At 70.2% G+C, this 23,625-nt stretch carries 18 protein-coding genes and 1 pseudogene; 10 read left to right on the forward strand and 9 right to left on the reverse strand.

Annotated elements, in window-relative coordinates; all coding sequences use genetic code 11:
• The first annotated feature begins 75 nt into the window (after positions 1 to 75).
• Both HL658_RS09155 and HL658_RS09160 read left to right on the forward strand, forming a co-directional pair.
• Positions 76 to 1,239 (forward strand): cytochrome-c peroxidase, encoded by a 1,164-nt coding sequence (locus HL658_RS09155; protein WP_180281637.1) that lies wholly within the window; start codon positions 76 to 78, stop codon positions 1,237 to 1,239.
• Positions 1,240 to 1,437: 198 nt separating this feature from the next.
• A complete protein-coding gene (locus tag HL658_RS09160) occupies positions 1,438 to 2,040 on the forward strand; it encodes a DUF2087 domain-containing protein (protein WP_180281638.1) in 603 nt (200 codons plus the stop codon).
• Here the strand turns inward: HL658_RS09160 and HL658_RS09165 are convergent.
• The 4 genes from HL658_RS09165 to HL658_RS09180 form a co-directional block, all read right to left on the reverse strand.
• A complete protein-coding gene (locus tag HL658_RS09165; RefSeq protein ID WP_180281639.1) occupies positions 2,012 to 2,824 on the reverse strand; it encodes an ABC transporter permease in 813 nt (270 codons plus the stop codon). The two genes, HL658_RS09160 and HL658_RS09165, sit on opposite strands and share 29 nt — an antisense overlap.
• Positions 2,821 to 3,786 (reverse strand): ATP-binding cassette domain-containing protein, encoded by a 966-nt coding sequence (locus HL658_RS09170; protein WP_211109689.1) that lies wholly within the window; start codon positions 3,784 to 3,786, stop codon positions 2,821 to 2,823. The genes HL658_RS09165 and HL658_RS09170 overlap by 4 nt, the downstream gene beginning before the upstream one ends.
• Before the next feature lie 329 nt (positions 3,787 to 4,115).
• Positions 4,116 to 6,116, reverse strand: a complete 2,001-nt coding sequence (locus tag HL658_RS09175; RefSeq protein ID WP_180281640.1) for an acetyl-CoA carboxylase biotin carboxylase subunit — start codon at positions 6,114 to 6,116, stop codon at positions 4,116 to 4,118.
• A gap of 8 nt (positions 6,117 to 6,124) precedes the next feature.
• Positions 6,125 to 7,732 (reverse strand): carboxyl transferase domain-containing protein, encoded by a 1,608-nt coding sequence (locus tag HL658_RS09180; RefSeq protein WP_180281641.1) that lies wholly within the window; start codon positions 7,730 to 7,732, stop codon positions 6,125 to 6,127.
• Between the two features lie 153 nt (positions 7,733 to 7,885).
• Here HL658_RS09180 and HL658_RS09185 point away from each other — a divergent pair, with 153 nt between their 5' ends.
• The 5 genes from HL658_RS09185 (at position 7,886) to HL658_RS09205 (ending at position 14,752) form a co-directional block, all read left to right on the forward strand.
• Positions 7,886 to 8,452: a TetR/AcrR family transcriptional regulator gene (locus tag HL658_RS09185; protein ID WP_180281642.1), complete on the forward strand. Its 567-nt coding sequence runs from the start codon at positions 7,886 to 7,888 to the stop codon at positions 8,450 to 8,452.
• 98 nt (positions 8,453 to 8,550) lie between these two features.
• Positions 8,551 to 10,353: an autotransporter domain-containing protein gene (locus tag HL658_RS09190; protein ID WP_180281643.1), complete on the forward strand. Its 1,803-nt coding sequence runs from the start codon at positions 8,551 to 8,553 to the stop codon at positions 10,351 to 10,353.
• Between the two features lie 171 nt (positions 10,354 to 10,524).
• A complete protein-coding gene (locus HL658_RS09195) occupies positions 10,525 to 11,511 on the forward strand; it encodes a TAXI family TRAP transporter solute-binding subunit (protein WP_180281644.1) in 987 nt (328 codons plus the stop codon).
• An 84-nt stretch (positions 11,512 to 11,595) separates the two neighbouring features.
• Positions 11,596 to 13,653, forward strand: a complete 2,058-nt coding sequence (locus tag HL658_RS09200) for a TRAP transporter permease (protein WP_180281645.1) — start codon at positions 11,596 to 11,598, stop codon at positions 13,651 to 13,653.
• Positions 13,654 to 13,960: 307 nt separating this feature from the next.
• The gene (locus HL658_RS09205) at positions 13,961 to 14,752 is read left to right on the forward strand and encodes a class I SAM-dependent methyltransferase (RefSeq protein WP_180281646.1); all 792 of its coding nucleotides are present in this window, start codon (positions 13,961 to 13,963) and stop codon (positions 14,750 to 14,752) included.
• A gap of 26 nt (positions 14,753 to 14,778) precedes the next feature.
• Here the strand turns inward: HL658_RS09205 and HL658_RS09210 are convergent.
• A pseudogene (locus tag HL658_RS09210) lies at positions 14,779 to 15,209 on the reverse strand (hypothetical protein); the annotation flags it as partial.
• A gap of 93 nt (positions 15,210 to 15,302) precedes the next feature.
• Positions 15,303 to 16,193, reverse strand: a complete 891-nt coding sequence (locus tag HL658_RS09215; RefSeq protein ID WP_180281647.1) for a LysR family transcriptional regulator — start codon at positions 16,191 to 16,193, stop codon at positions 15,303 to 15,305.
• A 104-nt stretch (positions 16,194 to 16,297) separates the two neighbouring features.
• Between HL658_RS09215 and dgcN the strand changes: the two genes are divergently transcribed.
• A complete protein-coding gene (gene dgcN / locus HL658_RS09220) occupies positions 16,298 to 17,311 on the forward strand; it encodes an N-acetyltransferase DgcN (RefSeq protein ID WP_180281648.1) in 1,014 nt (337 codons plus the stop codon).
• A 4-nt stretch (positions 17,312 to 17,315) separates the two neighbouring features.
• Here dgcN and HL658_RS09225 read toward each other — a convergent pair whose 3' ends face one another.
• Positions 17,316 to 18,221, reverse strand: coding sequence for a LysR family transcriptional regulator (locus HL658_RS09225; RefSeq protein WP_180281649.1), 906 nt, complete (start codon positions 18,219 to 18,221; stop codon positions 17,316 to 17,318).
• Between the two features lie 122 nt (positions 18,222 to 18,343).
• On the opposite strand from HL658_RS09225, the gene HL658_RS09230 reads away from it, so the two are divergent.
• Both HL658_RS09230 and HL658_RS09235 read left to right on the forward strand, forming a co-directional pair.
• The gene (locus tag HL658_RS09230) at positions 18,344 to 19,342 is read left to right on the forward strand and encodes an aldo/keto reductase (RefSeq protein WP_180281650.1); all 999 of its coding nucleotides are present in this window, start codon (positions 18,344 to 18,346) and stop codon (positions 19,340 to 19,342) included.
• 200 nt (positions 19,343 to 19,542) lie between these two features.
• The gene (locus tag HL658_RS09235; protein WP_180281651.1) at positions 19,543 to 20,628 is read left to right on the forward strand and encodes an FHA domain-containing protein; all 1,086 of its coding nucleotides are present in this window, start codon (positions 19,543 to 19,545) and stop codon (positions 20,626 to 20,628) included.
• A 15-nt stretch (positions 20,629 to 20,643) separates the two neighbouring features.
• Here HL658_RS09235 and HL658_RS09240 read toward each other — a convergent pair whose 3' ends face one another.
• Positions 20,644 to 22,224: a DHA2 family efflux MFS transporter permease subunit gene (locus tag HL658_RS09240; RefSeq protein WP_180281652.1), complete on the reverse strand. Its 1,581-nt coding sequence runs from the start codon at positions 22,222 to 22,224 to the stop codon at positions 20,644 to 20,646.
• A gap of 11 nt (positions 22,225 to 22,235) precedes the next feature.
• The gene (locus HL658_RS09245) at positions 22,236 to 23,450 is read right to left on the reverse strand and encodes an HlyD family secretion protein (protein ID WP_180281653.1); all 1,215 of its coding nucleotides are present in this window, start codon (positions 23,448 to 23,450) and stop codon (positions 22,236 to 22,238) included.
• Positions 23,451 to 23,625: the final 175 nt, after the last annotated feature.

The raw sequence follows: 23,625 nt of genomic DNA on the forward strand, positions 1-23,625 counted from the left end.
CGGTGCGATACGAATCCCTCCCGTCGCCGCGCCGCATCCACTCCGGTGCGCGGCGCCGAGGGAGACCCGATCCCCATGCGCGCGTCCATCCTGCGCCGGCCGCCTGCGCCCGCGGCGGCCCTGCTGTGCCTCGTCCTTGCCGTCCCGGTGTCCGCCGCGGAGCTGTCGAGCCCGGAAAAGCTGGGCGAGGCGCTGTATTTCGACAGCAACCTGTCGGCCAACCGCACGCAGTCCTGCGCGACCTGCCACAACCCGGATTTCGGCTTCGCCGACCCGCGCCAGGGGCCGGGTGGCGGGGCGGCGTCGCTGGGGGACGACGGGCGGTCGCTGGGCGACCGCAACGCGCCGACCGCCGCCTATGCCCGCTTCAGCCCGCCCTTCGCGCTGGGCAAGGACGGCAAGGCGGTGGGCGGGCAGTTCCACGACGGCCGCGCGGCGACGCTGAAGGAGCAGGCCGGCGGCCCGCCGCTCAATCCGGGGGAGATGGCGATGCCCTCCAAGGCCGCGGTGCGGGAGCGGCTGCGGGAGAATCCGGCCTATGTCCGGGCGTTCGACGCGCTCTATGGAGCCGGCACGCTGGACGACACGGAGCGCGCCTACGACGCCATGGCCGACGCCATCGCGCGGTTCGAGAGCACCGGCCTGTTCGCCCCCTTCGATTCCAAATACGACCGGGCGCTGCGTGGCGAATACCGGATGACGCCGGAGGAGGAGCTGGGCCAGACGCTGTTCTTCTCCACCCAGTTCACCAACTGCAACCAGTGCCACCAGCTCCGCAAGATGCCGGGGGCGGCGGACGAGACCTTCACCAATTACGAGTTCCACAACATCGGCGTGCCGGCCAACACGGAGCTGCGGGCCATCAACGGCAAGGGCAGGCGGCACATCGACCGCGGCCTGCTGGAGAACCCGGCGGTCAAGGCGGCGACCGAGGACGGCAAGTTCAAGACGCCGACCCTGCGCAACGTCGCGGTGACGGGGCCATACATGCACAACGGCGTCTTCAAGGACCTGGAGACGGTCATCCGCTTCTACAACACGTACAACAGCCGCAGCGACGCGTCCCGGATCAACCCGGAGACCGGCAAGCCCTGGGGCCAGCCGGAAATCGCCAAGACCCTGTCGCTGACGGAGCTGGAGTTCGGCCCGGCGCTCGACACCCGTCGCATCAAGGCCCTGGTCGCCTTCCTGAAGACCCTCACCGACGCGCGCTACGAACACCTGCTGGACCGCAAGTGACGCGACGATGCTTGCGCCGGGCCGCGGTCGCGGTGTAGCCTCTGCCCCGGTCGGCAGTTCACCGAGGCGTCGCCATCCCGTGAGGGAAGCTAAACCTGCCGCAGCATCGTTCCCGTACCGACACCTTGTCCCGTGCCGGGTCGGAAGTGGCGACCACCGACAATCCCCTCGCGGATCGGCACTTTCCTGGGGATGAGCATGTCGAGACCAGCCTTTCCGTTCGCCGCGGGCGATATCTCCGCGGTCGCCCGGTCCCTGAAGGACCAGATCGCCCAGGGCGGCCACACGCCGCCGGGCCATGTCGAATTGCTGAACATGCTGGCACGGTCCGCCGGCTACCGCAATTTCCAGCATTTCCGGGCGCAGGCGGTGGCCCAGGGTGCGCTGGACGCCCCGGCCGAGCCGACGGCTCCGGAGGAGCCGGTGGATTTCGTCAAGGTCCGCCGGCTGACCCGCTATTTCGACCCTGCCGGCCGGCTGCTGCGCTGGCCGTCCAAGGCCAGCCACCAGCAGGCCTGCCTGTGGGTGTTGTGGGCACGGCTGCCGGGCGGCACGGTGATGGACGAGCCGGGCATCAACCGCCACCTGACCGCCGGTCACCTGTTCGGTGACTACGCGCTGCTGCGTCGCTGGATGTGCGACCTCGGCATGGTGAAGCGCACGACGGACGGGCGCGAGTACCGCCGGGTGGAGCAGAGGCCGCCGGCCGAGGTGCTGGCGCTGATCCGCCATCTCGGCAACCGCCACATCGGCAACCGGCCGACGACGTCGGTCAGCGCCGCCGGTACAGCCACAGGGTGACGGGGGCCAGGGCGAGCGTCAGAGCCAAGGGGGCGACGAGGGCCAGGGCCACGTCGCCCGCCGCGGCCTGTCCGCTCATCAGCCCGCGCACCGCCGTGGTGATCAGCGACACCGGGTTGACGGCGACGATGCTGCGCAGCCAGTCCGGCATGGTGGCGGGCTCCACCATGATGTTGGAGGCGAAGACCAGCGGGAACAGGACGGTGAAGCCTGCCGTCATCACCGTGGTCGGCGTGCGGATGATCAGCCCCAGCACGATGAAGATCCAGCCCATGCCGAAGCCGATGGCGATCAGCATCAGGAAGGCGCCGACGACGCCGGGGATCCCCGCTTCCGGCCGGTAGCCGAGGATCAGGCCCACGGCGAGGATGATCCCGCCGGCGATCACGTGGCGCAGCACGTCGCCCACCATCAGCCCGGCGAAGGGCGCCAGCGACCAGATGGGCAGCGACCGGAAGCGGTCGAACAGCCCCTGGCCGAGGTCGGTGCACAGACCCATGCCGGAATAGACGGCGTTGAAGCACACCGTCTGCACCAGGATGCCGGGGAGGAAGAACTGGAGATAGTCGGCCGGCGATCCCGCCAGCGCGCCGCCGAACACGAAGGTGAACAGCAGCGTGAACATGATCGGCGTCATCACCAGATCGAACAGCTGCTCCGGCACATGGCGGAACTTCAGCACCGCCCGCCAGCCGAAGACGAGCGCGTTCGACAGCGCGGACGGGGCCGGCGGGCGCTGCACGTTGCGGAAGGCCGGGCGGAAAGGGGGCGTGCTGCTGGTCATGGCGTGTCGGTTCCGGTGCCGCCGGTGAGCGCGAAGAACACCTCGTCCAGGCTGGGGCTGCCCATGGAGAAGTCGGCCGGCTCGATGCCGGCGGCGATCAGCGCCGCGACCGCCCCGTTCGCCTGCGCCGCGTCCCCGGCGACGACGGAGAGGGTCGCCCCCTCCGGGCTGCGCTGGCAGGGGTGACCCAGCAGCACCTCCAGGATGCGCGCGGCCTCGTCCAGCCGGGAGGGATCGGCGGGGGTGACGTGCAGGTAGCCGCTGCCGGTGGCGGCCTTCAGCTCGCGGCTGGTGCCCTCCGCGATCTTGCGGCCGTGGTCGATGACCGCGATGCGGTCGGCGAGCTGGTCGGCCTCCTCCAGATACTGGGTGGTCAGCAGCACCGTGACGCCGGAGCCGGCCAGATCGCGGATCATGCGCCACACGCCCTGGCGCGCCTTGGGATCGAGGCCGGTGGTCGGCTCGTCCAGGAACAGCAGGCCGGGGGTGACGACCAGCGAGGCGGCGATGTCCAGCCGCCGCCGCATGCCGCCGGAATAGGACTTCACCTGCCGGGTCGCGGCGTCGGCGAGGTCGAAATCCGCCAGCAGCTCGTCCGCGCGCGCCTTCGCCGCCCGCCCGCGGAAACCCCACAGGCGGGCCAGCAGGATCAGGTTCTCGCGCCCCGTCAGATCCTCGTCCAGCGAGGCGAACTGCCCGGTCATGGAGATGGCGCCGCGCACATCCCGCGGCGCCGCCACGAGGTCGTGCCCCATGACGGTGGCGGTGCCCCCGTCCGGCGCGGTCAGCGTCGCCAGCATGCGCATAAGCGTCGTCTTCCCGGCGCCGTTCGGCCCCAGGATCGCGAAGATCATGCCACTCGGAACGTCGAGGTCGATCCCATCGACCGCCGCCACCCCGCCGAATCGCTTGACGAGACCGCGGGCCACCACGGCATGCGACGACTGTTGATCAACCATCATCCGAACAAGCGAACCCGCGCCGCCATCCCGTTGATCGGCGAAGGGAATTCGCCCATTCTTTTTCGCGTCGGACGGGCAGTGCCCTGAACGACAGGAAAGGGAGTGACGCGCTTGAAAAACATCCTGACGTGGCTCCGCCGCTTCTGGTTCACGTTGAAGATCGAGGTTGCAGCCGGCTTCAACGACAAGAATCAGGATCGGTAGGACCAACAGGTGGGGCCGGGAAACCGGCTCCACCGCCAGGGATCGGACAGAGCGCGTCACCCCCTGCCCCTCACATTACCATGTCTCCGGCCGAGTTCAAGGACCGGCCGAACCGCCCGGCCCCGCTACCCCTCCCCCTCGATCACCAGCAGCTCCGCTCCCTCCGACACCTGGTCGCCGGCGGCGAAGTGCAGGGTGGTGACGGTGCCGGCGGAGGGGGCCTTGATGACGTGCTCCATCTTCATGGCCTCCAGCAGCATCAGCGGCGTGCCGGCCTCCACCGTCTGGCCCGCCTCGACCAGCACGCGCACCACGGTGCCCGGCATGGGGGCGGTCAGGCGGCCGCCGCCACCGTCCTGCTCGGCGGCGCGCGCGGTCGGGTCGTCCAGGCGCAGGCGCCAGACGGCGCCGTCGCCGAGGATGGTGAGGTCGAGGCCCTGGAAGACCACGGCGGCCCGCGTGCGCAGCCCGTCGATGGATGCTGTCAGGCTTTCGCCGTCGAAGGCGACACCGGTGGCGCGGATGGCGGCCCGGCCCTCCACCTCCACCTCGTAGCCGTCGGGGCGGAAGTGGAGCGTGACGGGACGCGCCGTCTCTCCGTCCTGGAAGCGCAGGTCGTGGTGGTTGTCGTCGTTGAGGCGCCAGCCGTTGGCGGTCATCCAGGGCGAGTGGGGGTCGGACGCGGCGCGCCGCGCCTTCCGCGTCTCCGCGTCCCGGCGCAGCAGCACGGCCATGGCGGCCAGGGCGAGGCCGCGGTCGGGCACCGGGGCGGGCGGCGGCAGCAGTTCGGCGCGGTGGCGCTCGATGAAGCCGGTGTCGATCTCCACCGCCTTGAAGGCGGGATGCCCGGCGATGGCGCCGAGGAAGCCGACGTTGGTGGTGACGCCCACCACCTCGTACTGCCCGAGCGCCACCCGCAGGCGGCGGAGTGCGGCGTCGCGGTCCTCGTCCCACACGATCAGCTTGGCGATCATGGGGTCGTAGAACATGGTGACCTCGTCGCCCTCGCGCACGCCGGTGTCGACGCGGACATGGGCGCTCTCGGCCGGCGGGCGCAGGCGGAGCAGCCGGCCGATGGCGGGCAGGAAGTCGCGCTGCGGATCCTCCGCGTAGAGCCGCGCCTCGAAGGCGTGGCCGCGGCGGGTCACCTGCTCCTGGCGCAGCGGCAGGGGTGCGCCGGCGGCCACCCGGATCTGCCACTCCACGAGGTCCAGCCCGGTGATCATTTCGGTCACGGGGTGCTCGACCTGCAACCGGGTGTTCATCTCGATGAAGTAGAAGCCGCCGTCCTCGTAGAGGAACTCCACGGTGCCGGCGCCGACATAGTTCACCGCCTTGGCCGCCGCCACGGCCGCCTCGCCCATCCGCTTGCGCAGCTCGTCGGGCAGGGCGGGGGCGGGCGCCTCCTCGATCACCTTCTGGTGGCGGCGCTGGACGGAGCAGTCGCGCTCGAACAGGTACACGCCGTTGCCGTGGGTGTCGCAGAAGACTTGGATCTCTACATGGCGTGGGCGGCCCAGATACTTCTCCAGCAGCACGCTGTCGTCGCCGAAGGCAGCCTTGGCCTCGCGCTTGGCGCCGGCCACGGCGTCGGCGAACTCGCCCGCCGCGCGCACGACGCGCATGCCCTTGCCGCCGCCGCCGGCCGACGCCTTGACCAGCACGGGCCAGCCGATGCGTTCGGCCTCCGCGGTGAGCACGTCCATGTCCTGGGCGGCCCCATGGTAGCCGGGAACCAGCGGCACGTCGGCCCCGGCCATCAGCCGCTTGGACTCGGCCTTGGAGCCCATGACGCGGATCGCCTCGATGGGCGGGCCGATGAAGACCACGCCGGCCGCGGCGCAGGCCGAGGCGAAGCCGGCATTCTCGGACAGGAAGCCGTATCCGGGGTGGATGGCCTCAGCACCCGTGCGGCGGGCGGCCTCCAGGATCACGTCGCCGCGCAGGTAGCTGTCGCCGACCGGCGCGGGGCCGATGCACACCGCCTCGTCCGCCATCTCCACATGGCGGGCCCGGGCGTCGGCCTCGGAATGGACGGCCACCGTGCGGATGCCGAGGCGGCGGGCGGTCTTGATGACGCGGCAGGAGATTTCGCCGCGGTTGGCGATGAGGATCTTGTCGAACATGGCCGTCCTCACATCCGGAAGACGCCGAAGGGCGTCGGTTCGATGGGGGCGTTCAGCGAGGCGGAGAGGCCGAGCCCCAGCGCCATGCGGGTGTCGGCCGGGTCGATGATGCCATCGTCCCACAGCCGGGCGGAGGCGTAATAGGGGTGCCCCTGCTCCTCGTACTGGCGGCGGATGGGGGCCTTGAACGCCTCCTCCTCCTCGGCCGGCCAGCTCTTCCCCTGTCCCTCCAGCGCGTCGCGGCGCACCTGCCCCAGCACGTTCGCCGCCTGCTCCCCGCCCATGACGGAGATGCGGGCGTTCGGCCACATCCACAGGAAGCGCGGGCTGTAGGCGCGCCCGCACATGCCGTAATTGCCGGCCCCGTAGCTGCCGCCGATGATCACGGTGAATTTCGGCACGCGGGCGCAGGCGACGGCGGTCACCAGCTTCGCCCCGTCCTTGGCGATGCCGCCCGCCTCGTATTTGCGGCCGACCATGAAGCCGGTGATGTTCTGCAGGAACACCAGCGGGATGCCGCGCTGGCAGCACAGTTCGATGAAATGCGCGCCCTTGAGCGCGGATTCACTGAACAGGATGCCGTTGTTGGCGATGATGCCCACCGGATAGCCGAAGATGTGGGCGAAGCCGCAGATCAGCGTGGTGCCGTAGAGCGGCTTGAACTCGTCGAGCACGGAGCCGTCGACCACCCGCGCGATCACCTCGCGCACGTCGAAGGGGCGGCGCGGGTCGTCGGGGATGACGCCGTAGAGTTCCTTGGCGTCGTACAGCGGCTCCTGCGGCTCGCGCAGGTCGAGCCCGACGCGCTTGGAACGGTTGAGGTTCGACACCACCCGGCGCGCCATGGCCAGCGCGTGCGCGTCGTTCAGCGCGTAGTGGTCGGTCACGCCCGAGGTGCGGGAATGCACGTCCGCCCCGCCCAGATCCTCGGCCGACACCACCTCGCCCGTGGCCGCCTTCACCAGAGGCGGGCCGCCCAGGAAGATGGTGCCCTGGTTGCGCACGATGATCGCCTCGTCCGACATGGCGGGGACGTAGGCGCCGCCGGCGGTGCAGCTTCCCATCACCACCGCGATCTGCGGGATGTTGGCCGCCGACATGTTGGCCTGGTTGAAGAAGATGCGGCCGAAATGGTCGCGGTCGGGAAAGACCTCGTCCTGGTTGGGCAGGTTGGCGCCGCCCGAATCCACAAGATAGACGCAGGGCAGGTTGTTCTGTTGGGCGATCTCCTGCGCGCGCAGGTGCTTCTTGACGGTCAGGGGGAAGTAGGTGCCGCCCTTCACCGTGGCGTCGTTGGCGACGACCATGCATTCCTGGCCGGCGATGCTGCCGATGCCGGTGATGATGCCGGCCGCCGGGATGTCCTCCCCATAGACGCCGTGCGCGGCGAGCTGCGACAGCTCCAGAAAGGGCGAGCCCACATCGAGCAACTGGCGCACCCGTTCGCGCGGCAGCAGCTTGCCGCGGCCGAGGTGCTTGTCCCGCGCCTTCGCCCCGCCGCCCTGCTTCACCGCGGACACCTTGGCGCGCAGGTCGGCGACCAGACCCGCCATCGCCTCCGCGTTCTGTTGGAACTCCGCCGAGCGCGGGCTGAGCGCACTCTTCCACACCGTCATCGCGCGTGTCCTCCCCTGGACATTCCGATAAAAATGAACATACGTTTATTTCGGTCGGGACGCAAGGGGGGGAATTGTTGTAGGATCGGCAGACGGGATGCAGCACAGGGGACGCGCGGGGTGCGGAAGGTCGGGTCGCATGGGCCGAGCACGATGGCCGCCATCCGGGAGGCGGGGCTGGCGCTGATCCACGCCCATGGCTACGAGGCGATGAGCCTGCGCGAGCTGGCGCGGGAGGTCGGGCTGACCGCCGGCGCGCTGTACAACCACATCGACAACAAGCAGACGCTGCTGTTCGACCTGATCGACGAGCATATGGATCAGGTGCTGGCCCATCTCGAGGAGGCGCTTGCCGTCGACGCCGACCCGCGCGGCCGGATGGCGGACTTCGTACGCTTCCACCTGCTCTACCACATCGACCACCGGCTGGAGGTCTTCATCGGCCATTCCGAGCTGCGCAGCCTGACGCCGGAGAATCGCGACGTGATCCTGGCGAAGCGCCGGCTCTATGAGGACCGGGTGACGGCGGTGATCGAGGACGGTGTCCGCGGCGGCCTGTTCGCGGTGGCCGACTCCCGCGTCGCCGCCTATGGCATCCTCGCCATGCTGACCGGCGTGTGCACCTGGTTCGACCCGCGCGGGCGGCTGGACGCCGACGCGGTGATCCGGATCTACACGGACATGGTGCTGAAGGGGCTCGCCGCGCCGTCCCGGCCATGACCGGGCACGCTATGACGAGGGGTTGACCTTTCGGGGACTATCGCGGCCCGCGGCGCACCGGCACCTTCCGCACAAGGGATATGCACGCGGGGGACACCATGCGGGGGCTGAGGGGTGCGGCGGCGGTGGCGCTGCTGCTGGGGGCGGTGCCGGCCGCCGCGACCGAGTACGACCGCATCTTCAATTTCGGCGACAGCCTGTCGGACACCGGGCGGGTGTACGCGCTGACGCTCGGCCTGTTGCCGCAGAGCCCGCCCTATTACGCCGGGCGCTTCTCCAACGGGCCGGTGTGGGCGGAGAGCCTGCCGGGGCTGGTCGGCACCGACGCGGGGGCCGGCATGAACTACGCCTTCGGCGGGGCGGAGACGGGGCTGGTCTCGCGCATCGGCGTGCCGGGGGTGCTGGGGCAGGTGACGGAGTTCGCGGTCACCACGCCGTCCGGACGCTCCTCGGCGCTCTACACCGTGTGGGGCGGCGGCAACGACTACCGCAACGGGGTGGCGGCGGGCGCCGACCCGACTCCGCTGGTCGCCAGCACCGTGTCCAACCTGACGCGGTCGGTGGAGTCGCTGGCGGCGTTGGGCGGGCGCAACTTCCTGGTTCCCAACCTGCCCGACCTCGGCACCATCCCGGAGGCCGCCGGCTCGCCGCGCGCCTCGACCCTGACCGCGGCGACCGACGCGCACAACGCCCGGCTCGCCGCGGCCATGGCGGAGCTTGAACAGCGGCTGGGCGTGCAGATCGTGGTGGTGGACGTCAACGGCTTCTACCGCGCGGTGGCGGCCAACCCGGCGGCCTACGGCTTCACCAACACCGCCACCCCCTGCATCCTGAACAACGCCCCGACCGGCGCCTGCCCGACGGCGGAGGCCACCAACGCCAGCCTGTTCTGGGACGAGCAGCACCCGACCGCGGCGGCGCACGCGCTGCTGGCGCAGTTCGCGGCCGGCTCGCTGCTGGTGCTCAACGACGCGGCGGAGGAGGTGGCGGTGCAGCCGCACCTTGCCGTCCGGGCGGCGGAGAGCTGGCATCGCTCGGTGCTCGCCAACGCCGGGGGCGAGGCGGGGGAGGGAGGCCTGGGCGTCTTCCTGATCGGCGACGCGTCCTGGGCGCGCGACAGCGCCGACGACGGGCAGGCGGGTTTCCGCAGCAACACGCAGGTGGCCGGGGTGGGCGTGGAGCTGGCGGTCAGCGACATCGCCCGCGCCGGCCTGTCGCTGGGCTACGCCCGCGGCCATGCGGAGCTCGACGGCGACGCGGGTTCGGTGGATCTGCGCAGCGTCATCGTCGGCGCGCACGCGGTGGCTTTGTCACTGGGTTTCCATGTGGCGGCGGCCGGCAGCGTGTCCATCGACCGCTACGACGACATCGACCGCCGCACCGGCTTCTCCCCCTTCCCGTACGCGTCGGCGGACACGGACGGGCGTACGGTCGCCATGTCGATGGAGGGCGGCTACACGGCGACGCTCGGGCCGCTGTCGCTCGGCCCCCGGCTCGGGCTGCGCCATGTCCGCGCGCGCGCCGAGGGCTACACGGAGACGGGCGCCGGGCCTCTGTCGCTGACCACCGAGACGCAGACGCTCCGCTCCACCGTCGGCAGCGTCGGGCTGGAGGCGTCCGGCCGTCTGGCGCTCGCCGGCTGGGCGGTCGAGCCCTCCGTGAGCGTGGCGTGGGAGCACGAGTTCGCCGACGACGACCGCACCGTCACCGTGCGCCTGCCCGGCGGGCGGGCCAACACCGCCCGGCCGGAATACGGCAACCGCAACGCGCTGGTGATGGGCGCGGGTCTTTCCGCGACGCTGGCGTCGGCCGTCACCGCCACCGTGGCGTACGAGGGCGAGTTCCAGGGGGCGGACGGGCACGAGCACGCCCTGTCGGCGCGGGTGCGGATCGGGTTCTGACGGGGGGCTGAAGCTCCCTCGCCCGCCTCCGGAGGGAGAGGGTATGCATGAGGTCCCGCCGGAGGCGGGCGAGGATGTCCATCCGGTCTTACCATTCGACTTTCGGACCAAGCGGCGGCATGATCGGGTCCAGGTCCTATCGAATGTGTCACGAAAATTAAGGGGGGTGCGGTGAGTTTCATCAGCAAGACGCGGCGGCTGGCGTTCGGGGCGGTGCTCGGGGCGGTCGCCATCGGGACGACCCTGGCCGTTGCACAGACCCCGGCCTTCTTCCGCATCGGCACCGGCGGCACGGCCGGCACCTATTATCCGGTGGGCGGGCTGATCGCCAACGCCATCTCCGGCACCGGCGGCGGCGTGCAGGGTCTGGTGGCGACGGCGGTCGCCTCCAACGGGTCGGTCGCCAACATCAACGCCATCAGCGGCGGCTCGTCGGAGTCGGGCTTCTCGCAGTCGGACGTGGCCTACTGGGCCTACACCGGCACCGGCCTGTTCGAGGGCAAGGGCAAGATCGAGCAGCTCCGCACCATCGCCACGCTGTACCCGGAGACGATCCACATCGTCGCCCGCAAGGACAGCGGGATCGCCTCGGTGAAGGACCTGAAGGGCAAGCGGGTGTCGATGGACGAGCCGGGCTCCGGCACGCTGGTCGATGCGCGGATCGTGCTGGGCGCCTTCGGCCTGACCGAGAAGGACGTGAAGGCGGAGTACCTGAAGCCCGGCCCGGCCGGCGACCGTCTGCGGGACGGCGCGCTCGACGCCTACTTCTTCGTCGGCGGCTACCCGACCGGCGCCATCTCCGAGCTGGCGACCTCCAGCGGCATCACGCTGGTGCCGATCACCGGGCCGGAAGCCGACAAGCTGCTGAAGGACTACCAGTTCTTCTCCAAGGACACGGTCCCGGCCGGCACCTACAAGGACGTGGCGGAGACGCAGACCATCTCCGTCAACGCCCAGTGGCTGACCAGCGCCAAGCAGCCGGACGATCTCGTCTACAACATCGTCAAGGCGCTGTGGAGCGAGCAGAGCCGCGCCGCGCTCGATTCGGGCCACGCCAAGGGCAAGCTGATCCGTCTGGAAACGGCGACCAACGGTCTGGGCGTGCCGCTGCACCCGGGAGCGGAGAAGTTCTACAAGGAGAAGGGCCTGCTGAAGTAAGGCCCGCCGGGGCGGTCCCGCAGGGGGCCGCCCCGCTTCGTTGCGCATGACGGGAATGAGAACACCTGTTTCGATGGAGCCGCAATGACCGGAGCGACGGGCGACCGGCCGACCTCCCCCATGGAGCTGGACGAGGAGAAGGCGCGGGAGCTGGAAGAGAAGTTCGATTCCGAGATCCGCTTCCGGCCGCTGGCGCCCCTGGCCGGCACGCTGGTGGGCGGGTTGCTGATCGTGCTGTCGGTCTTCCACTACTACACCGCCGGCTTCGGTCTGCTGCCGGAGATGGAGCATCGCGGCATCCACCTGTCTTTCGTGCTGGGGCTGGTGTTCCTGGTCTTCCCATTCACCCGCAAGGGCTATGACCAGCCCACGCAAAGCACGCTGCTGCGCCCGTTGGGCATCGGGCTGGTGGACTGGGCGCTCGCCATCGGCGCCGTGGTGGCGGTGGCGCATGTGCCGCTGATCCCGCTGGACGATCTGGCCTTCCGCGTCGGCAACCCCAACCGCTGGGACGTGATCCTGGGGCTGGTGCTGATCGTCGTTCTGCTGGAGGCGACGCGGCGGTCGGTCGGCTGGCCGCTGCCGATCATCGCGCTGATCTTCATGGGCTACGCCCTGTGGGGGCCGTCGATGCCGGGCATCCTGGTGCATCCCGGCGCCAGCGTGCCGCAGCTCGTGGATCATCTCTACCTGACGACGCAGGGCATCTACGGCATCGCGCTCGGCGTGGTCGCCACCTACGTCTTCCATTTCGTGCTGTTCGGTGTGTTCGCCACGCGCATCGGGCTGGGCCAGCTCTTCCTGGATTGCGCGGCCTGGGTGGCCGGGCGCTACGCCGGCGGGCCGGCGAAGGTGTCGATCTTCGGCTCGGCGCTGTTCGGCATGATCTCCGGCTCCTCGGTCGCCAACACGGTCACGGTGGGCTCGCTGACCATCCCGGCGATGATCCGGCTGGGCTACAAGCGGCATTTCGCGGCGGCGGTCGAGTCGACCGCTTCCACCGGCGGGCAGATCACGCCGCCGATCATGGGGGCCGCGGCCTTCCTGATGATCGAGTTCCTGGGGCTGCCCTACACCACCATCATCCTGGCGGCCATCGTGCCGGCCTTCATGCATTTCTTCGGGGTGCTGGTGCAGGTGCATTTCGAGGCCAAGCGCGGCGGGCTGCGCGGCCTGCGCCCCGACGAGATGCCGGACCTGAAGGCGGCTTTCCGCCGCGACTGGCCCACGGTCATTCCGCTGATCGCGCTGATCGCCATCCTGATGGCGGGCTACACGCCGTATCTGGCGGCCTTCTGGGGCATCACGCTGTGCGTTGCCGTCGGGCTGTTGAACCCGCGCAAGCGGATGAGCGTCGGCGAGGTGCTGGTGGGCCTGCGCGACGGCGCCAAATACGCGCTGGCGGTGGGTGCGGCGGCGGCCACGGTGGGCATCATCGTCGGCGTGGTGACGCTGACCGGCGTCGGTTTCAAGCTGTCCTTCATCGTGACCTCGACCGCCGCCGACATGGCGGGCTGGATCGGCACCGTCGTGCCGGCCGACTGGTTCGGGCCGAAGACACTGACGTTGCTGTTCACGCTGGTCATGACCGGCATCGTCTGCATCCTGATGGGCTGCGGCATCCCGACGACCGCCAACTACATCATCATGGCGACCATCGCCGCCCCGGCGCTCGGCATATTGGGGGTCGAGCCGATCGTGGCGCACTTCTTTGTGTTCTATTACGGGGTGCTGGCGGACATCACGCCACCGGTGGCGCTGGCGGCCTACGCGGCGGCCGGCATGGCCGGGGCGGACCCGTTCAAGACGGGCAACACCGCCTTCCGGCTGGGGCTGGGCAAGGCGCTCGTGCCCTTCGTCTTCGTCTTCTCGCCGTCGCTGCTGCTGGTGGCCAAGGGCTTCAATTGGCCGGATTTCATCGTCGCCTTCCTCGGCTGCGTCATCGGCATCACCTGCCTGGGGGCGGCGCTGTCGGGCTGGATGCTGGCGCGCACCGCGGTGTGGGAACGGGCGCTGCTGCTGATCGCCGCGGTGCTGCTGGTGGCGCCGGAGCTCTACTCGTCGCTGCTCGGGCTGGCGCTGATCGTGCCGGTGCTGATGCGGCAGTGGTCCGTCTATCGCGCGGCACCGGTTCCGGCCTGAGAGCACCTAGCAGAATCGTCCGACGCGCCTGAAAGCGATGATCGCACAGGCCAAGGTTGAGAAGGCTTGGTGGATGTCGGTCAGAGCTTCACAGTTGCCACCCAGGCGACTGCCATTACTCCCGGCTGGCTTCTCAGGCGGGAGCAATGGCGCGGGGCGGGACCACAGACTGTCGCGGAAAAGAGGAACTGCCATACTCCGTCAACAGCCAAAACACCATTCTGTTAGACGCTCCTAAATCTTTGACTGAGGCCGCTTGGCGGAGCATCGTGCCAGATGTCAATCTCAGCGGCCCCCGAGGCGGAAGATGCCATCGAACTTCGTCGCGAAGGGAGCGGACAACTATGAGGCCAGCATGGGCCGCTGGAGCCAGCGGCTCGCCGAATCGTTTCTCGCGTTCGCCGGCGTTCCCGCGCGGGGCCGCGTCCTGGACGCGGGATGTGGGACCGGCAGCCTCACCCTCGCTCTTGCGACCCGTCCGGGTCTCGATGAGATCCAGGCCTTGGACTTCGCGGAGGACTTCATTACCGCGCTGCTTGGCCGGACGACCGATCCGAGAGTTACGGTGCGTCAAGGCGACGTCTGCGCCCTACCTTATGAGGCCTCGTCCTTCCAGGCCGTCTATTCGCTTCTCGTGCTTCACTTCGTGTCGGACGCAGAGCGCGCGATCGGCGAAATGCGGCGTGTTCTGCAGCCCGGCGCCTTGGCCGCAGCGGCGGTCTGGGCGTGGGGCGGCATGCCTAGTTGGCGGCTGTTTTGGGACGCGGTCCTCGAAGGGGAGCCGGAGGCCGCGAAAGGCATCGCGCCCGTGCGGCGGCCGATGACCGGGCAAGGTGAGTTGCGCGCCGCGTTCGAACGCGCCGGATTCACAGATGTCGCGGAGACAAGGCTCACCATCTTGATGGAATACGCCGACTTCGACGACTTCTGGTATCCAACGGCTTACGGACAAGGACGCTTCGGCGCTTTCTTTGACGCTTTGCCCCGGAAGAGGCGCGATCGACTGCGCGAGGCGGTTAAAGCGTCCTATTGCGCGGGAAGTGGCGACGGACCGCGCAAATTCCCAAGCGCTGCATGGGCGGTCCGGTCTGCTGCATAAAGCACTGTCCGCACGTAGAGCGCCTAACAGAACCGGTCGGCGCGCCCGAAAGCGATGATCGCACAGGCCAGGGTTGAGAAGGCTTGTTGGATGTCGGCGCGTCGCTCGTAGCGGACGGAAAGGTGTCGAAAGCGGCTGATCCAGGCGAGGGTGCGCTCCACCACCCGGCGGTGGCGTCCGAGGCGGTTGCTGTCCTCGATACCTCGGCGGGCGATGCGGGGAATGACGTTGCGATCGGTGATTGAGATGGCGTTAGGTGCCCGGCCGCCCGCGATCCGTCGGGTTGGGCCCGGTCTCCCGGCCCCCTTTTTGCCGGGATGCTGGTGCTGTCCAGCGAAGCTCGGCTCGAATCGATCAGCCTGGCCCAGGCCAGTTCATGGAGAAGCGCTTCCAGCAGCCTGCCCCGCACTCCGGCCAAACGCCAGTCGCGCAGGCGGCGCCAACACTCCCAGCCGGCTTCTCAGGCGGGAGCAAGGGCGCGATGCGGGACCCAGGCGGTCGGGGGGAAGGGGAGTTGCCATACTCCCTCAACAGCCAAATCACCATTCTGTCAGGCGCCCTGAGCCACCAGCCGCGCCCACAGGCGGGCCACGGCGCGGCGCCGGTTGGTGCGGTCGCGGAAGGCGACCACGGTGAGCGGCAGGGTCCAGGCCGCCCCGCCCGCCGGCACCAGCCCGGCGGGGTCGGCGCCCGCCGCCACCGTGCGGTCGGGAAGCCACGCCAGCCCGTGGCCGGCCAGCGCCATGTCGCGCAGCACGTCGGCCATGTCGCTTTCCAGCACCCGCGTGCCGGCGACCGGCTCCCCCGCCGTGTCGAGGATCAGGTCGACGAGCCGGGCGAAATACACCCCTGCCGAATACATCAGCAGCGGCAGGGGCCTGCCCGCCGTTCCGGGCAGCGACGCCCCAAGCGTACGCGACGCGTACGGGCGCAGCGTATCCGTCTCCACCACCGTACGCTCGAACCGCTTGGGATCGGGCAGGATCGGCTGCTGGTCGCTGTGGTAGCAGATCAGCAGGTCCAGGTTGCCGGCCGACAGGTCGGTGACGAGATCGTGGATGTTGCCCAGCACGATGGAGCCGGTGAGCCGCGGATCCTCCGCCCAGCCCGTCCACCAGCGCGGCAGCCCGGCCGTGGCCAGAACATAGGGCAGGCCGATGCGCACCGGCTCCCGGCCCGTGGCGGCCTTGCCCGCCACCTCCATCCGCGCGTCGAGGAGCTGGCGCAGGATCTCCCCGGCGTGCTGGCGGAACTGCTCCCCCTCCGCGGTCAGGCGGGTGGGAAAGACGCTGCGGTCGATCAGCGCCACACCCAGCCATTGTTCCAGCGACTGGATGCGCCGGCTGAAGGCCGCCTGGGAGCTGTTCCGCCGTTCCGCCGCGCGGGTGAAGTTGCCGGTCTCGGCCACGGCGAGGAAGTCCTGAAGCCAGCGCACGTCCATAGGCGGTCTCCGCAAATCCGATGCAAAACTTGCATTGGCCAACCTCGCGCGCAAGCCCCATCATCCCGTCCGACAAGGCTTTTCACCCGCGAAGGACCAGCGCCATGACCATCCCGCAGCCCTACCTCCTCTTCCTCGGCGACGTGCAGGACCGTCTGTCGGCCAAGACCGCCCAGGGCGTGCTGGACTGGCGTCCGGAGTGGTGCGCCGGGCAGATCCGGTTGCCCGGCTGCACCGTCGATCTGGGCCTGCCCGAGATGACCATCGCGGACGCCGCCGCGAAAGGGGTCAAGACGCTGGTGATCGGCGTGGTCAACGCCGGCGGCGTGCTGCCGGAGCGCTGGTCGAGCGTGATCGTGGAGGCTCTGGAGGCCGGGCTGGACGTGGCGAGCGGCCTGCACACAAGGCTGGAGAGCTTCCCCGCGGTGCGCGAGGCGGCGGAGCGCGGCGGGCGGGCCCTGCACAACGTCCGCCATTCCGACCGGACCTTCGCCACCGGCAAGGGCACCAAGCGGCCGGGGCTGCGGCTGCTGACCGTCGGCACCGACTGCTCGGTCGGCAAGAAATACACCGCCCTGTCGTTGGAGCGGGGGATGCGCGCCCGCGGGCTGGACGCTGATTTCCGCGCCACGGGCCAGACCGGCGTGCTGATCTCCGGCCGCGGCGTCGCCATCGACGCGGTGGTGGCCGACTTCATTTCCGGGGCCGTGGAGTGGATCGCGCCCGACGCCGCGCCCGGCCATTGGGACCTGATCGAGGGGCAGGGCTCGCTGTTCCACCCGTCCTTCGCGGGGGTGTCGCTGGGGCTGCTGCACGGCGCGCAGCCCGACGCCTTCGTGGTTTGCCACGAGCCGACCCGCAAGACCATGCGCGGCGTGGCCCACGCGCTGCCGTCCATCGCCGACGTCATCGATCTGACCATCCGCTGCGGCCGGCTGACCAACCCGGCCATCCGCTGCGTCGGCATCGCCATCAACACCCAGGCCTATGGCGAGGACGAGGCACGCGCCTGCCTGGAGGCGGCATCGGCCGAACACGGCCTGCCGGCCACCGACCCCGTGCGCTTCGGCGTCGATGGCATTGTGGATCGGCTGTTGACGGAGTTCCCGGCGGTCTGACGCCTCACCACCCCGCCGAGCGCCGCCGTTCCGCGACGTACGCCACGAAGGCGGCCAGCGCCGGGGGCGGTTGGCGGCGGCTGGGGTAGTAGAGGAAGGGGCCGGGGAAGGGCGGGCACCAGTCGTCGAGCACGGTGACCAGCCGCCCGTCGGCCACCACGTCGCGAACATGGCCCTCGAAGGCCAGAAAGAAGCCGGCGCCGTCGATGGCGGCCTGGATCAGCAGGGCGGTCAGCGTGGAGGACAGGCGCGCCTCCGGCTGGATGCGCAGCGTCTGCCCGTCCTTCTCGAACTCCCACGGCAGTTGCCGCCCGCTGCGGAAGCGGGTGGTCAGGCAGGGGCGGTCGCGCAGATCCTCCGGCGTGCGTGGCACGCCGTGCGCCGCCAGCAGCGCCGGGGACGCCACGATCACATAGCGTTCCGGCGGGCCAAGCGGCACGGCGATCATGTCCTGCGCCAGATGCTCCTCGTAGCGGACGCCGGCGTCGAAGCCCTCGGCCACGATGTCGATCAGGGCGGAATCGGTCACCACCTCCAGCGTCACCCGCGGGAAGCGCTCCAGGAAGCCGGCCACCAGTGGCGCCAGGACGAGTTGGGCGGCCGGCGGCGGGGCGTTGATGCGCAGCCGCCCGGACGGGTCGTCGGCGGCACCCCGCACCTGCGCCACCGCCTCCACCACCTCGCGCAGGGCCGGGGCGAGCCGGTCGAGCAGGCGCTGCCCGGCCTCGGTCGGGGCCACGCTGCGGGTGGTGCGGTTGAGCAGGCGAAGGCCCAGCCGCTCCTCCAGCGCGCGCACCCGTTCGCTGAGGGTGGAGACCGACACGCGCTGCTCCAGCGCCGCCCGCCGGAAATTCCGGTGCCGGGCCACCGCCGCGAAGGCGCTGAGGTCGCGCAGATCCAGATCGTCCATTGTTCGCCATGCCGGACAGTCCATGCGGGTTTGTCCAGCTTATCGCGACGGACGGGGCGGGGCTATGGTTGCCGCAACCGGGGCGCCCGACGGCGCCCGGCATCCAAAAGAGGATCTTCGGCATGAAGACGCGCAGGCTCGCCACCCTTGGCCCCGAAGTGTCCGTGATCGGACTGGGCTGCATGGGCATGTCCGACTTCTACGGCCCGGCCGACCGGGCGGAGAGCATCGCCACCATCCACGCGGCACTCGACGCCGGCATCACGCTGCTCGACACCGGCGACTTCTACGGCATGGGCCACAACGAGTTGCTGATCCAGGAGGCGCTGCGGGGCCGCGACCGCGACCGGGCGCTGATCAGCGTGAAGTTCGGCGCGCTGCGCGACCCGGCCAACGGCTGGGCGGGGTACGACGCGCGGCCCGTCGCGGTGCGGAACTTCGTCACCTACTCGCTGAAGCGGCTGGGCGTCGATCACATCGACATCTACCGCCCGGCGCGCCTGGACCCCGCCGTGCCGATCGAGGACACGGTCGGCGCCATCGCCGACCTGATCAAGGAGGGCTACCTCCGGTACGTCGGCCTGTCGGAGGTCGGGGCCGACACCATCCGCCGCGCCGCCGCCGTGCACCCGATCGCCGATCTCCAGATCGAATACTCGCTGATCTCCCGCGGGATCGAGGACGCCATCCTGCCGGCCTGCCGCGAGCTCGGCATCGGCGTCACCGCCTACGGCGTGCTGTCGCGCGGCCTGATCAGCGGCCACTGGACGAAGGACCGCGACACCGGCCGCGATTTCCGCAGCGTCAGCCCGCGCTTCCAGGGCGAGAACCTCGACCGCAACCTGGCGCTGGTGGAACGGCTGCGCGCGGTGGCGGAGCGGCTGGGCGCCAGCGTGGCGCAGGTCGCCATCGCCTGGGTGGCGGCGCAAGGGGACGACATCGTGCCGCTGGTCGGCGCGCGGCGCCGCGATCGGCTGACGGAGGCGCTGGGCGCGCTGGAACTGACGCTGTCGGATGCCGACCTTGCCGCCCTGGCCGAGGCGGTGCCACGGGACGCCGCGGCCGGTGCCCGCTACCCGGCCGCCCAGCTCGTGCACATGGACAGCGAGAAAGGGCGCTGAGGAGGCGCGGCCGGCATCGGGCGGCGCGCCATCTAGCCGGATCGGCCGGAAGGGGGTAAAGACTTGGAGGCGGGGTCGAGGGTGGTCCGGTCGGGTCATCCTTCCCCGTCTTTTCGTCCAACCGGTATCGTCCCCCACCGCGTCCGCCCGCTCCGGAAACGGGGTGACGGCTCCGCCATCCGACGAAGGAATCCACGACCATGCCCAGCGCTCCACCGATCGCCTGGAAGGATCCGCGTGTGCTGTCCGTTGCCGCGGCCGCCTGCTTCCTCGTCGGCAGCTTCCTGCCGGTGGTGACCATCTCGGTGGCGTTGCTCGGGGTCACGCAGTCGGGCGGGATCACGGCCAACACGTTGGTTGGCGGCTTCCACTGGCTGGTGCTTCTGGCCTTCCTCGGCACCGCCGGCGCGCGCTTCGCCGCGGCGCACCCCTATCAACGCCACGCTGACATGGCGGTGCTCGGCCTGTTCGTCCTGTGGGTGGTGCTCGGCGTGTCCAACGTCGACAACGTCGCCCAGGTGAACGCCGTCTTCGGCGGCACCCAGCCGATGTTCCGCCTCTCCCCGGGGCTGGGCGTGCCGTTCCTGGTTGCGGCCCCGATTCTTCTGGGTGTGGCGCTGGCGCGCGGTTCCGCCGCGCCGTCGGCGTCGGATGCGGGCGGGCTCGACCTGTCCGGCGTGGGCGAGCGGGTGGGCGGCGTCGTCCGGCAGGTCATGGCGGCGATGCCCAGGGCGGCCGCTCCCGCCGCACCGCCCGAGCCGGCGTCCAAGGCCCCGGCGGCACGTAACGTGGATGCCACCGCCACGGTGGTTCCGGGTGCCGAGCGGTCAGGCGATGACGCCGGCGGCCGCCCCTTCCTGACGGTCGTCCCGGCCGATGGCGGCCCCGCGCGCCGGGTGCCGCTGGACTATGCCGAGACGACCATCGGCCGTTCCACCGACTGCGGGGTGGCGGTGGAGGACCAGAAGGCGTCCCGCAAGCACGCGGTGGTCCGGTACGACGGAACCGCGTTCCGCATCAGCGACGCCGGATCCAGCAACGGCACCACCGTCAACGGCCAGCCGGCGACCGATGAGCGGGAGCTGGCCTTCGGCGACCGCATCCAGGTGGGAACCACCGTCCTGACATTCTCGTGCGCGGGCCACGAGCTGCGGGAGACGGATCCGGCCGCCGCGCTCGCAGCGTTCCGTCGCATGCTGGAGCGTGCGCCGGACTTCGCCCTGGCCGCCGAGGCCGCCGGGGAACTGGAGCGGCACGACCCGGACCGGACCGTGCTGATGCACTGATCTCCGGCCGCTGCCTCAGTGCCCGCCGCCCCCCGCACCCGCCGGCCGTCCCGGCTTGCGGATGAAGGGGGTGGCGAGCGCCAGGGCCAGGAACAGGAAGGTCAGCAGCAGGAACACGTCGCCGAAGGCCATCACCAGCGCCTCCCGCCGCACGGTCTGGGCGACGGCCTTCAGCGCCATGGTGGCGGCGTCCACCCCCGGCGCCTGGAAGCCGCGGGTCAGCGCGTCCAGCCGTTCCAGCGCCGCCGTGCTGCTCCAGGTGACGGCCTCGCGCAGCCGCTCCAGATGCAGGTCCCAGCGGTCGTTCATGGTGGTGTTGATGATCGCCAGACCCACGGCACCACCCAGGTTGCGGGTGAGGTTGAACAGGCCGGACGCGTTCTTCATGCGGCTGGGGTGCAGGGTGCCGAGCGCTATGTTGTTGATCGGCACCATGCACATCATCAGCGATACGCCGCGCAGGATCTGCGGCAGCAGCAGTTCCCAGAAATCCCAATCGTGGGTGATGCCGGAGACGATCCAGGTGCCGGCGGCGAAGCCGGTGAAGCCCATCGCCATCATCACCCGCGGGTCCAGCTTCTGCGACAGCCGCCCGGCGATGGGCGCGGTGAGAAACATGCACAGTCCGGTGACGAACATCGTCTCGCCGATCTGCAAGGCCGAATAGCCGCGCACCCGGCCCAGATACACCGGGTAGAGGTAGGTCAGCCCGTACAGGCCGATGCCCATCACGAAGCTGCACAGCGACCCCACCGCGAAGTTGCGGTCGGTGAAGGCGCGCAGATCCACGATCGGCTCCAGCCGCGTCAACGCCCGCCAGAAGAAGACGAGTGCCGAAACGGCGCAGATGGCGGCGGCGATCAGGATCGCCTCGTCCTGGAACCAGTCGTTGGCCGGCCCCTCCTCCAGCACATACTCCAGGCAGCCGAGGAAACCCGCCATGGAGGCGAGGCCCAGCCAGTCGAAATGATCGAACAGGGCGAAATTCGGCTCGTCGAAATCGACCAGCGTCCAGGTGGAGATGGTCACGAAGATGCCCGGCACGATGTTGATCAGGAACAGCCAGTGCCAGGAGAAGAGATCGGTGAGGTAGCCTCCCACGGTCGGCCCGATGGTGGGCGCCAGCGTCGCCACCAGACCGATCATCGGCGACACGAAGGCGCGCTTGCTGGGCGGGAAGATGGTGAAGGCGGCGGCGAAGACGCTGGGGATCATGCCGCCGCCGATGAAGCCCTGCAGCGCCCGCCAGACGATCATCTGCTCGATGTTGGTGGCGGTCGCGCACATCAGGCTCATCAGCGTGAAGCCGGCGGCCGACACGCTGAACAGCCAGCGGGTGGACAAGAGACGCGACAGGAAGCCCGACAGCGGGATCATGATGACCTCCGCGATCAGGTAGCTGGTCTGCACCCACGGGATCTCGTCGGCGGACGCCGACAGCCCGGCCTGGATGTCGGCCAGCGAGGCCGACACGATCTGGATGTCCAGGATCGCCATGAACATCCCGAACACCATGCACAGGAAGGCGAACAGCTTTCGCCGGTCGAACCCCTGTGCGGCGGCCGGGGGGGCCGCCGGGGGAGCCGTGGTGGTCATCGGCGGGGTCCTCAGCCGGCCGGGCCGGCGGGCTCGGCGGCGGCGGTGGAGTGGGTGACGGCGTCGCGCTCGCCGCGGGTGTCGACGCTGACCTCCACCGACAGGCCGGGGCGCAGCAGGCCGCGGGCGGCGACGTCGGCCGGGATCTCGATACGCACCGGCACGCGCTGCACGATCTTGGTGAAGTTGCCGGTGGCGTTGTCGGCCGGGAGCAGGCTGAAGACGGAGCCCGACGCCGGCGCCATGCTGACCACCCGGCCGGTGAAATCGTGCTCGGGGAAGGCGTCGATGCTGACATGCACCGGCTGGCCCGGCCGCATGCGGGCGAGCTGGGTTTCCTTGAAGTTGGCGTCGATGCGCACGCTGCTCATCGGCACCAGCGCCGCCAGCCGCTGGCCGGTCTGGACGTAGGATCCCGTCTCCACCGCCTTGTTGCCGATCACCCCGTCGAAGGGGGCGTGGATCTCGGTGAAGGCGATGTCGCGTTCGGCCTTGCGGACCTGGGTTTCCAGCTCGGTCACCAGACGCTCGGCCTCGACCCGCTGGGCGGCGGTCACCGCGACGTTGGCCTGGGCCTGGAGCAGGGCGGCCTCGGCGCTCTTGACCGCGGCGGCCGACTGGTCGCGGCCGGCGCGCGCCTCGTCGAACTTGGCGCGGCTGGCGAAATCGGCCTGGGCGAGGCGCTGCTGGCGCTCGAAATCGGCGGCGGTGCGGACCTGCTCGGCGCGGGCCGATGCGATCTGCGCCTCGGCCTGGGCGACCGCGGCCTTGGCCGCCTCCTCCTGCCGGCCGATGCGGGCGACGGTGCTGCGCTGGGTCGCCACCTTGTCGCGGGCCGATTCCAGCGCCAGACGGTAATCGCCGTCGTCGATGCGGGCGATCACGTCGCCGGCCTTGACCCGCTGGTTGTTGTCCACCCGCACCTCGGTCAGATAACCGGAGACCTTGGCGGCCAGCACCGTGATCTCCGCCTGGACATAGGCGTCGTCGGTGGAGACCAGATAGCGCCCGACCGTCCACCAGTGCCAGCCGGCGTGCCCGCCGAAGCCGAGGGCGACAAGCAGGACCAGGCCGACGATCACGCGCTTCACCGGCGCCCGCCGCTTTTCCGGCGCGGCCGGGCGCTCGGCGGCGGGCGGGGGCTGGGTGGGGGCTGCCTGACGTGCCGCCGGTTCGTCGGCCGGCACCGGGCGGATCTGGGTTTCCGTCGTCTTGAGCTGAGCCATGAAGCCGTCTTCCCTGCGTCCACCGGCCGCATGACCGAACCGTTCGGTCAATGGCGGGGATGCATCGTTGACATCGCGGGACGCAGCACGCCATATATGTTGACCGAACGGTTCGGTCAACACTTTCGAGCAACGGTCCGCGCATGTCAGAGCTTCAGAAGGCGGAGGGAACAAC

This window comes from Azospirillum oleiclasticum (genome assembly GCF_013423485.1).
Lineage (GTDB): Bacteria > Pseudomonadota > Alphaproteobacteria > Azospirillales > Azospirillaceae > Azospirillum > Azospirillum oleiclasticum.

Excerpts from the sequence above, each read along its gene's own strand:
- HL658_RS09155 (WP_180281637.1), top strand. The coding sequence starts at position 76 with ATGCGCGCGTCCATCCTGCGCCGGCCGCCTGCGCCCGCGGCGGCCCTG.
- HL658_RS09160 (WP_180281638.1), top strand. The coding sequence starts at position 1,438 with ATGTCGAGACCAGCCTTTCCGTTCGCCGCGGGCGATATCTCCGCGGTC.
- HL658_RS09165 (WP_180281639.1), bottom strand. The coding sequence starts at position 2,824 with ATGACCAGCAGCACGCCCCCTTTCCGCCCGGCCTTCCGCAACGTGCAG.
- HL658_RS09170 (WP_211109689.1), bottom strand. The coding sequence starts at position 3,786 with ATGATGGTTGATCAACAGTCGTCGCATGCCGTGGTGGCCCGCGGTCTC.
- HL658_RS09175 (WP_180281640.1), bottom strand. The coding sequence starts at position 6,116 with ATGTTCGACAAGATCCTCATCGCCAACCGCGGCGAAATCTCCTGCCGC.
- HL658_RS09180 (WP_180281641.1), bottom strand. The coding sequence starts at position 7,732 with ATGACGGTGTGGAAGAGTGCGCTCAGCCCGCGCTCGGCGGAGTTCCAA.
- HL658_RS09185 (WP_180281642.1), top strand. The coding sequence starts at position 7,886 with ATGGCCGCCATCCGGGAGGCGGGGCTGGCGCTGATCCACGCCCATGGC.
- HL658_RS09190 (WP_180281643.1), top strand. The coding sequence starts at position 8,551 with ATGCGGGGGCTGAGGGGTGCGGCGGCGGTGGCGCTGCTGCTGGGGGCG.
- HL658_RS09200 (WP_180281645.1), top strand. The coding sequence starts at position 11,596 with ATGACCGGAGCGACGGGCGACCGGCCGACCTCCCCCATGGAGCTGGAC.
- HL658_RS09205 (WP_180281646.1), top strand. The coding sequence starts at position 13,961 with ATGCCATCGAACTTCGTCGCGAAGGGAGCGGACAACTATGAGGCCAGC.
- HL658_RS09215 (WP_180281647.1), bottom strand. The coding sequence starts at position 16,193 with ATGGACGTGCGCTGGCTTCAGGACTTCCTCGCCGTGGCCGAGACCGGC.
- dgcN (WP_180281648.1), top strand. The coding sequence starts at position 16,298 with ATGACCATCCCGCAGCCCTACCTCCTCTTCCTCGGCGACGTGCAGGAC.
- HL658_RS09225 (WP_180281649.1), bottom strand. The coding sequence starts at position 18,221 with ATGGACGATCTGGATCTGCGCGACCTCAGCGCCTTCGCGGCGGTGGCC.
- HL658_RS09230 (WP_180281650.1), top strand. The coding sequence starts at position 18,344 with ATGAAGACGCGCAGGCTCGCCACCCTTGGCCCCGAAGTGTCCGTGATC.
- HL658_RS09235 (WP_180281651.1), top strand. The coding sequence starts at position 19,543 with ATGCCCAGCGCTCCACCGATCGCCTGGAAGGATCCGCGTGTGCTGTCC.
- HL658_RS09240 (WP_180281652.1), bottom strand. The coding sequence starts at position 22,224 with ATGACCACCACGGCTCCCCCGGCGGCCCCCCCGGCCGCCGCACAGGGG.
- HL658_RS09245 (WP_180281653.1), bottom strand. The coding sequence starts at position 23,450 with ATGGCTCAGCTCAAGACGACGGAAACCCAGATCCGCCCGGTGCCGGCC.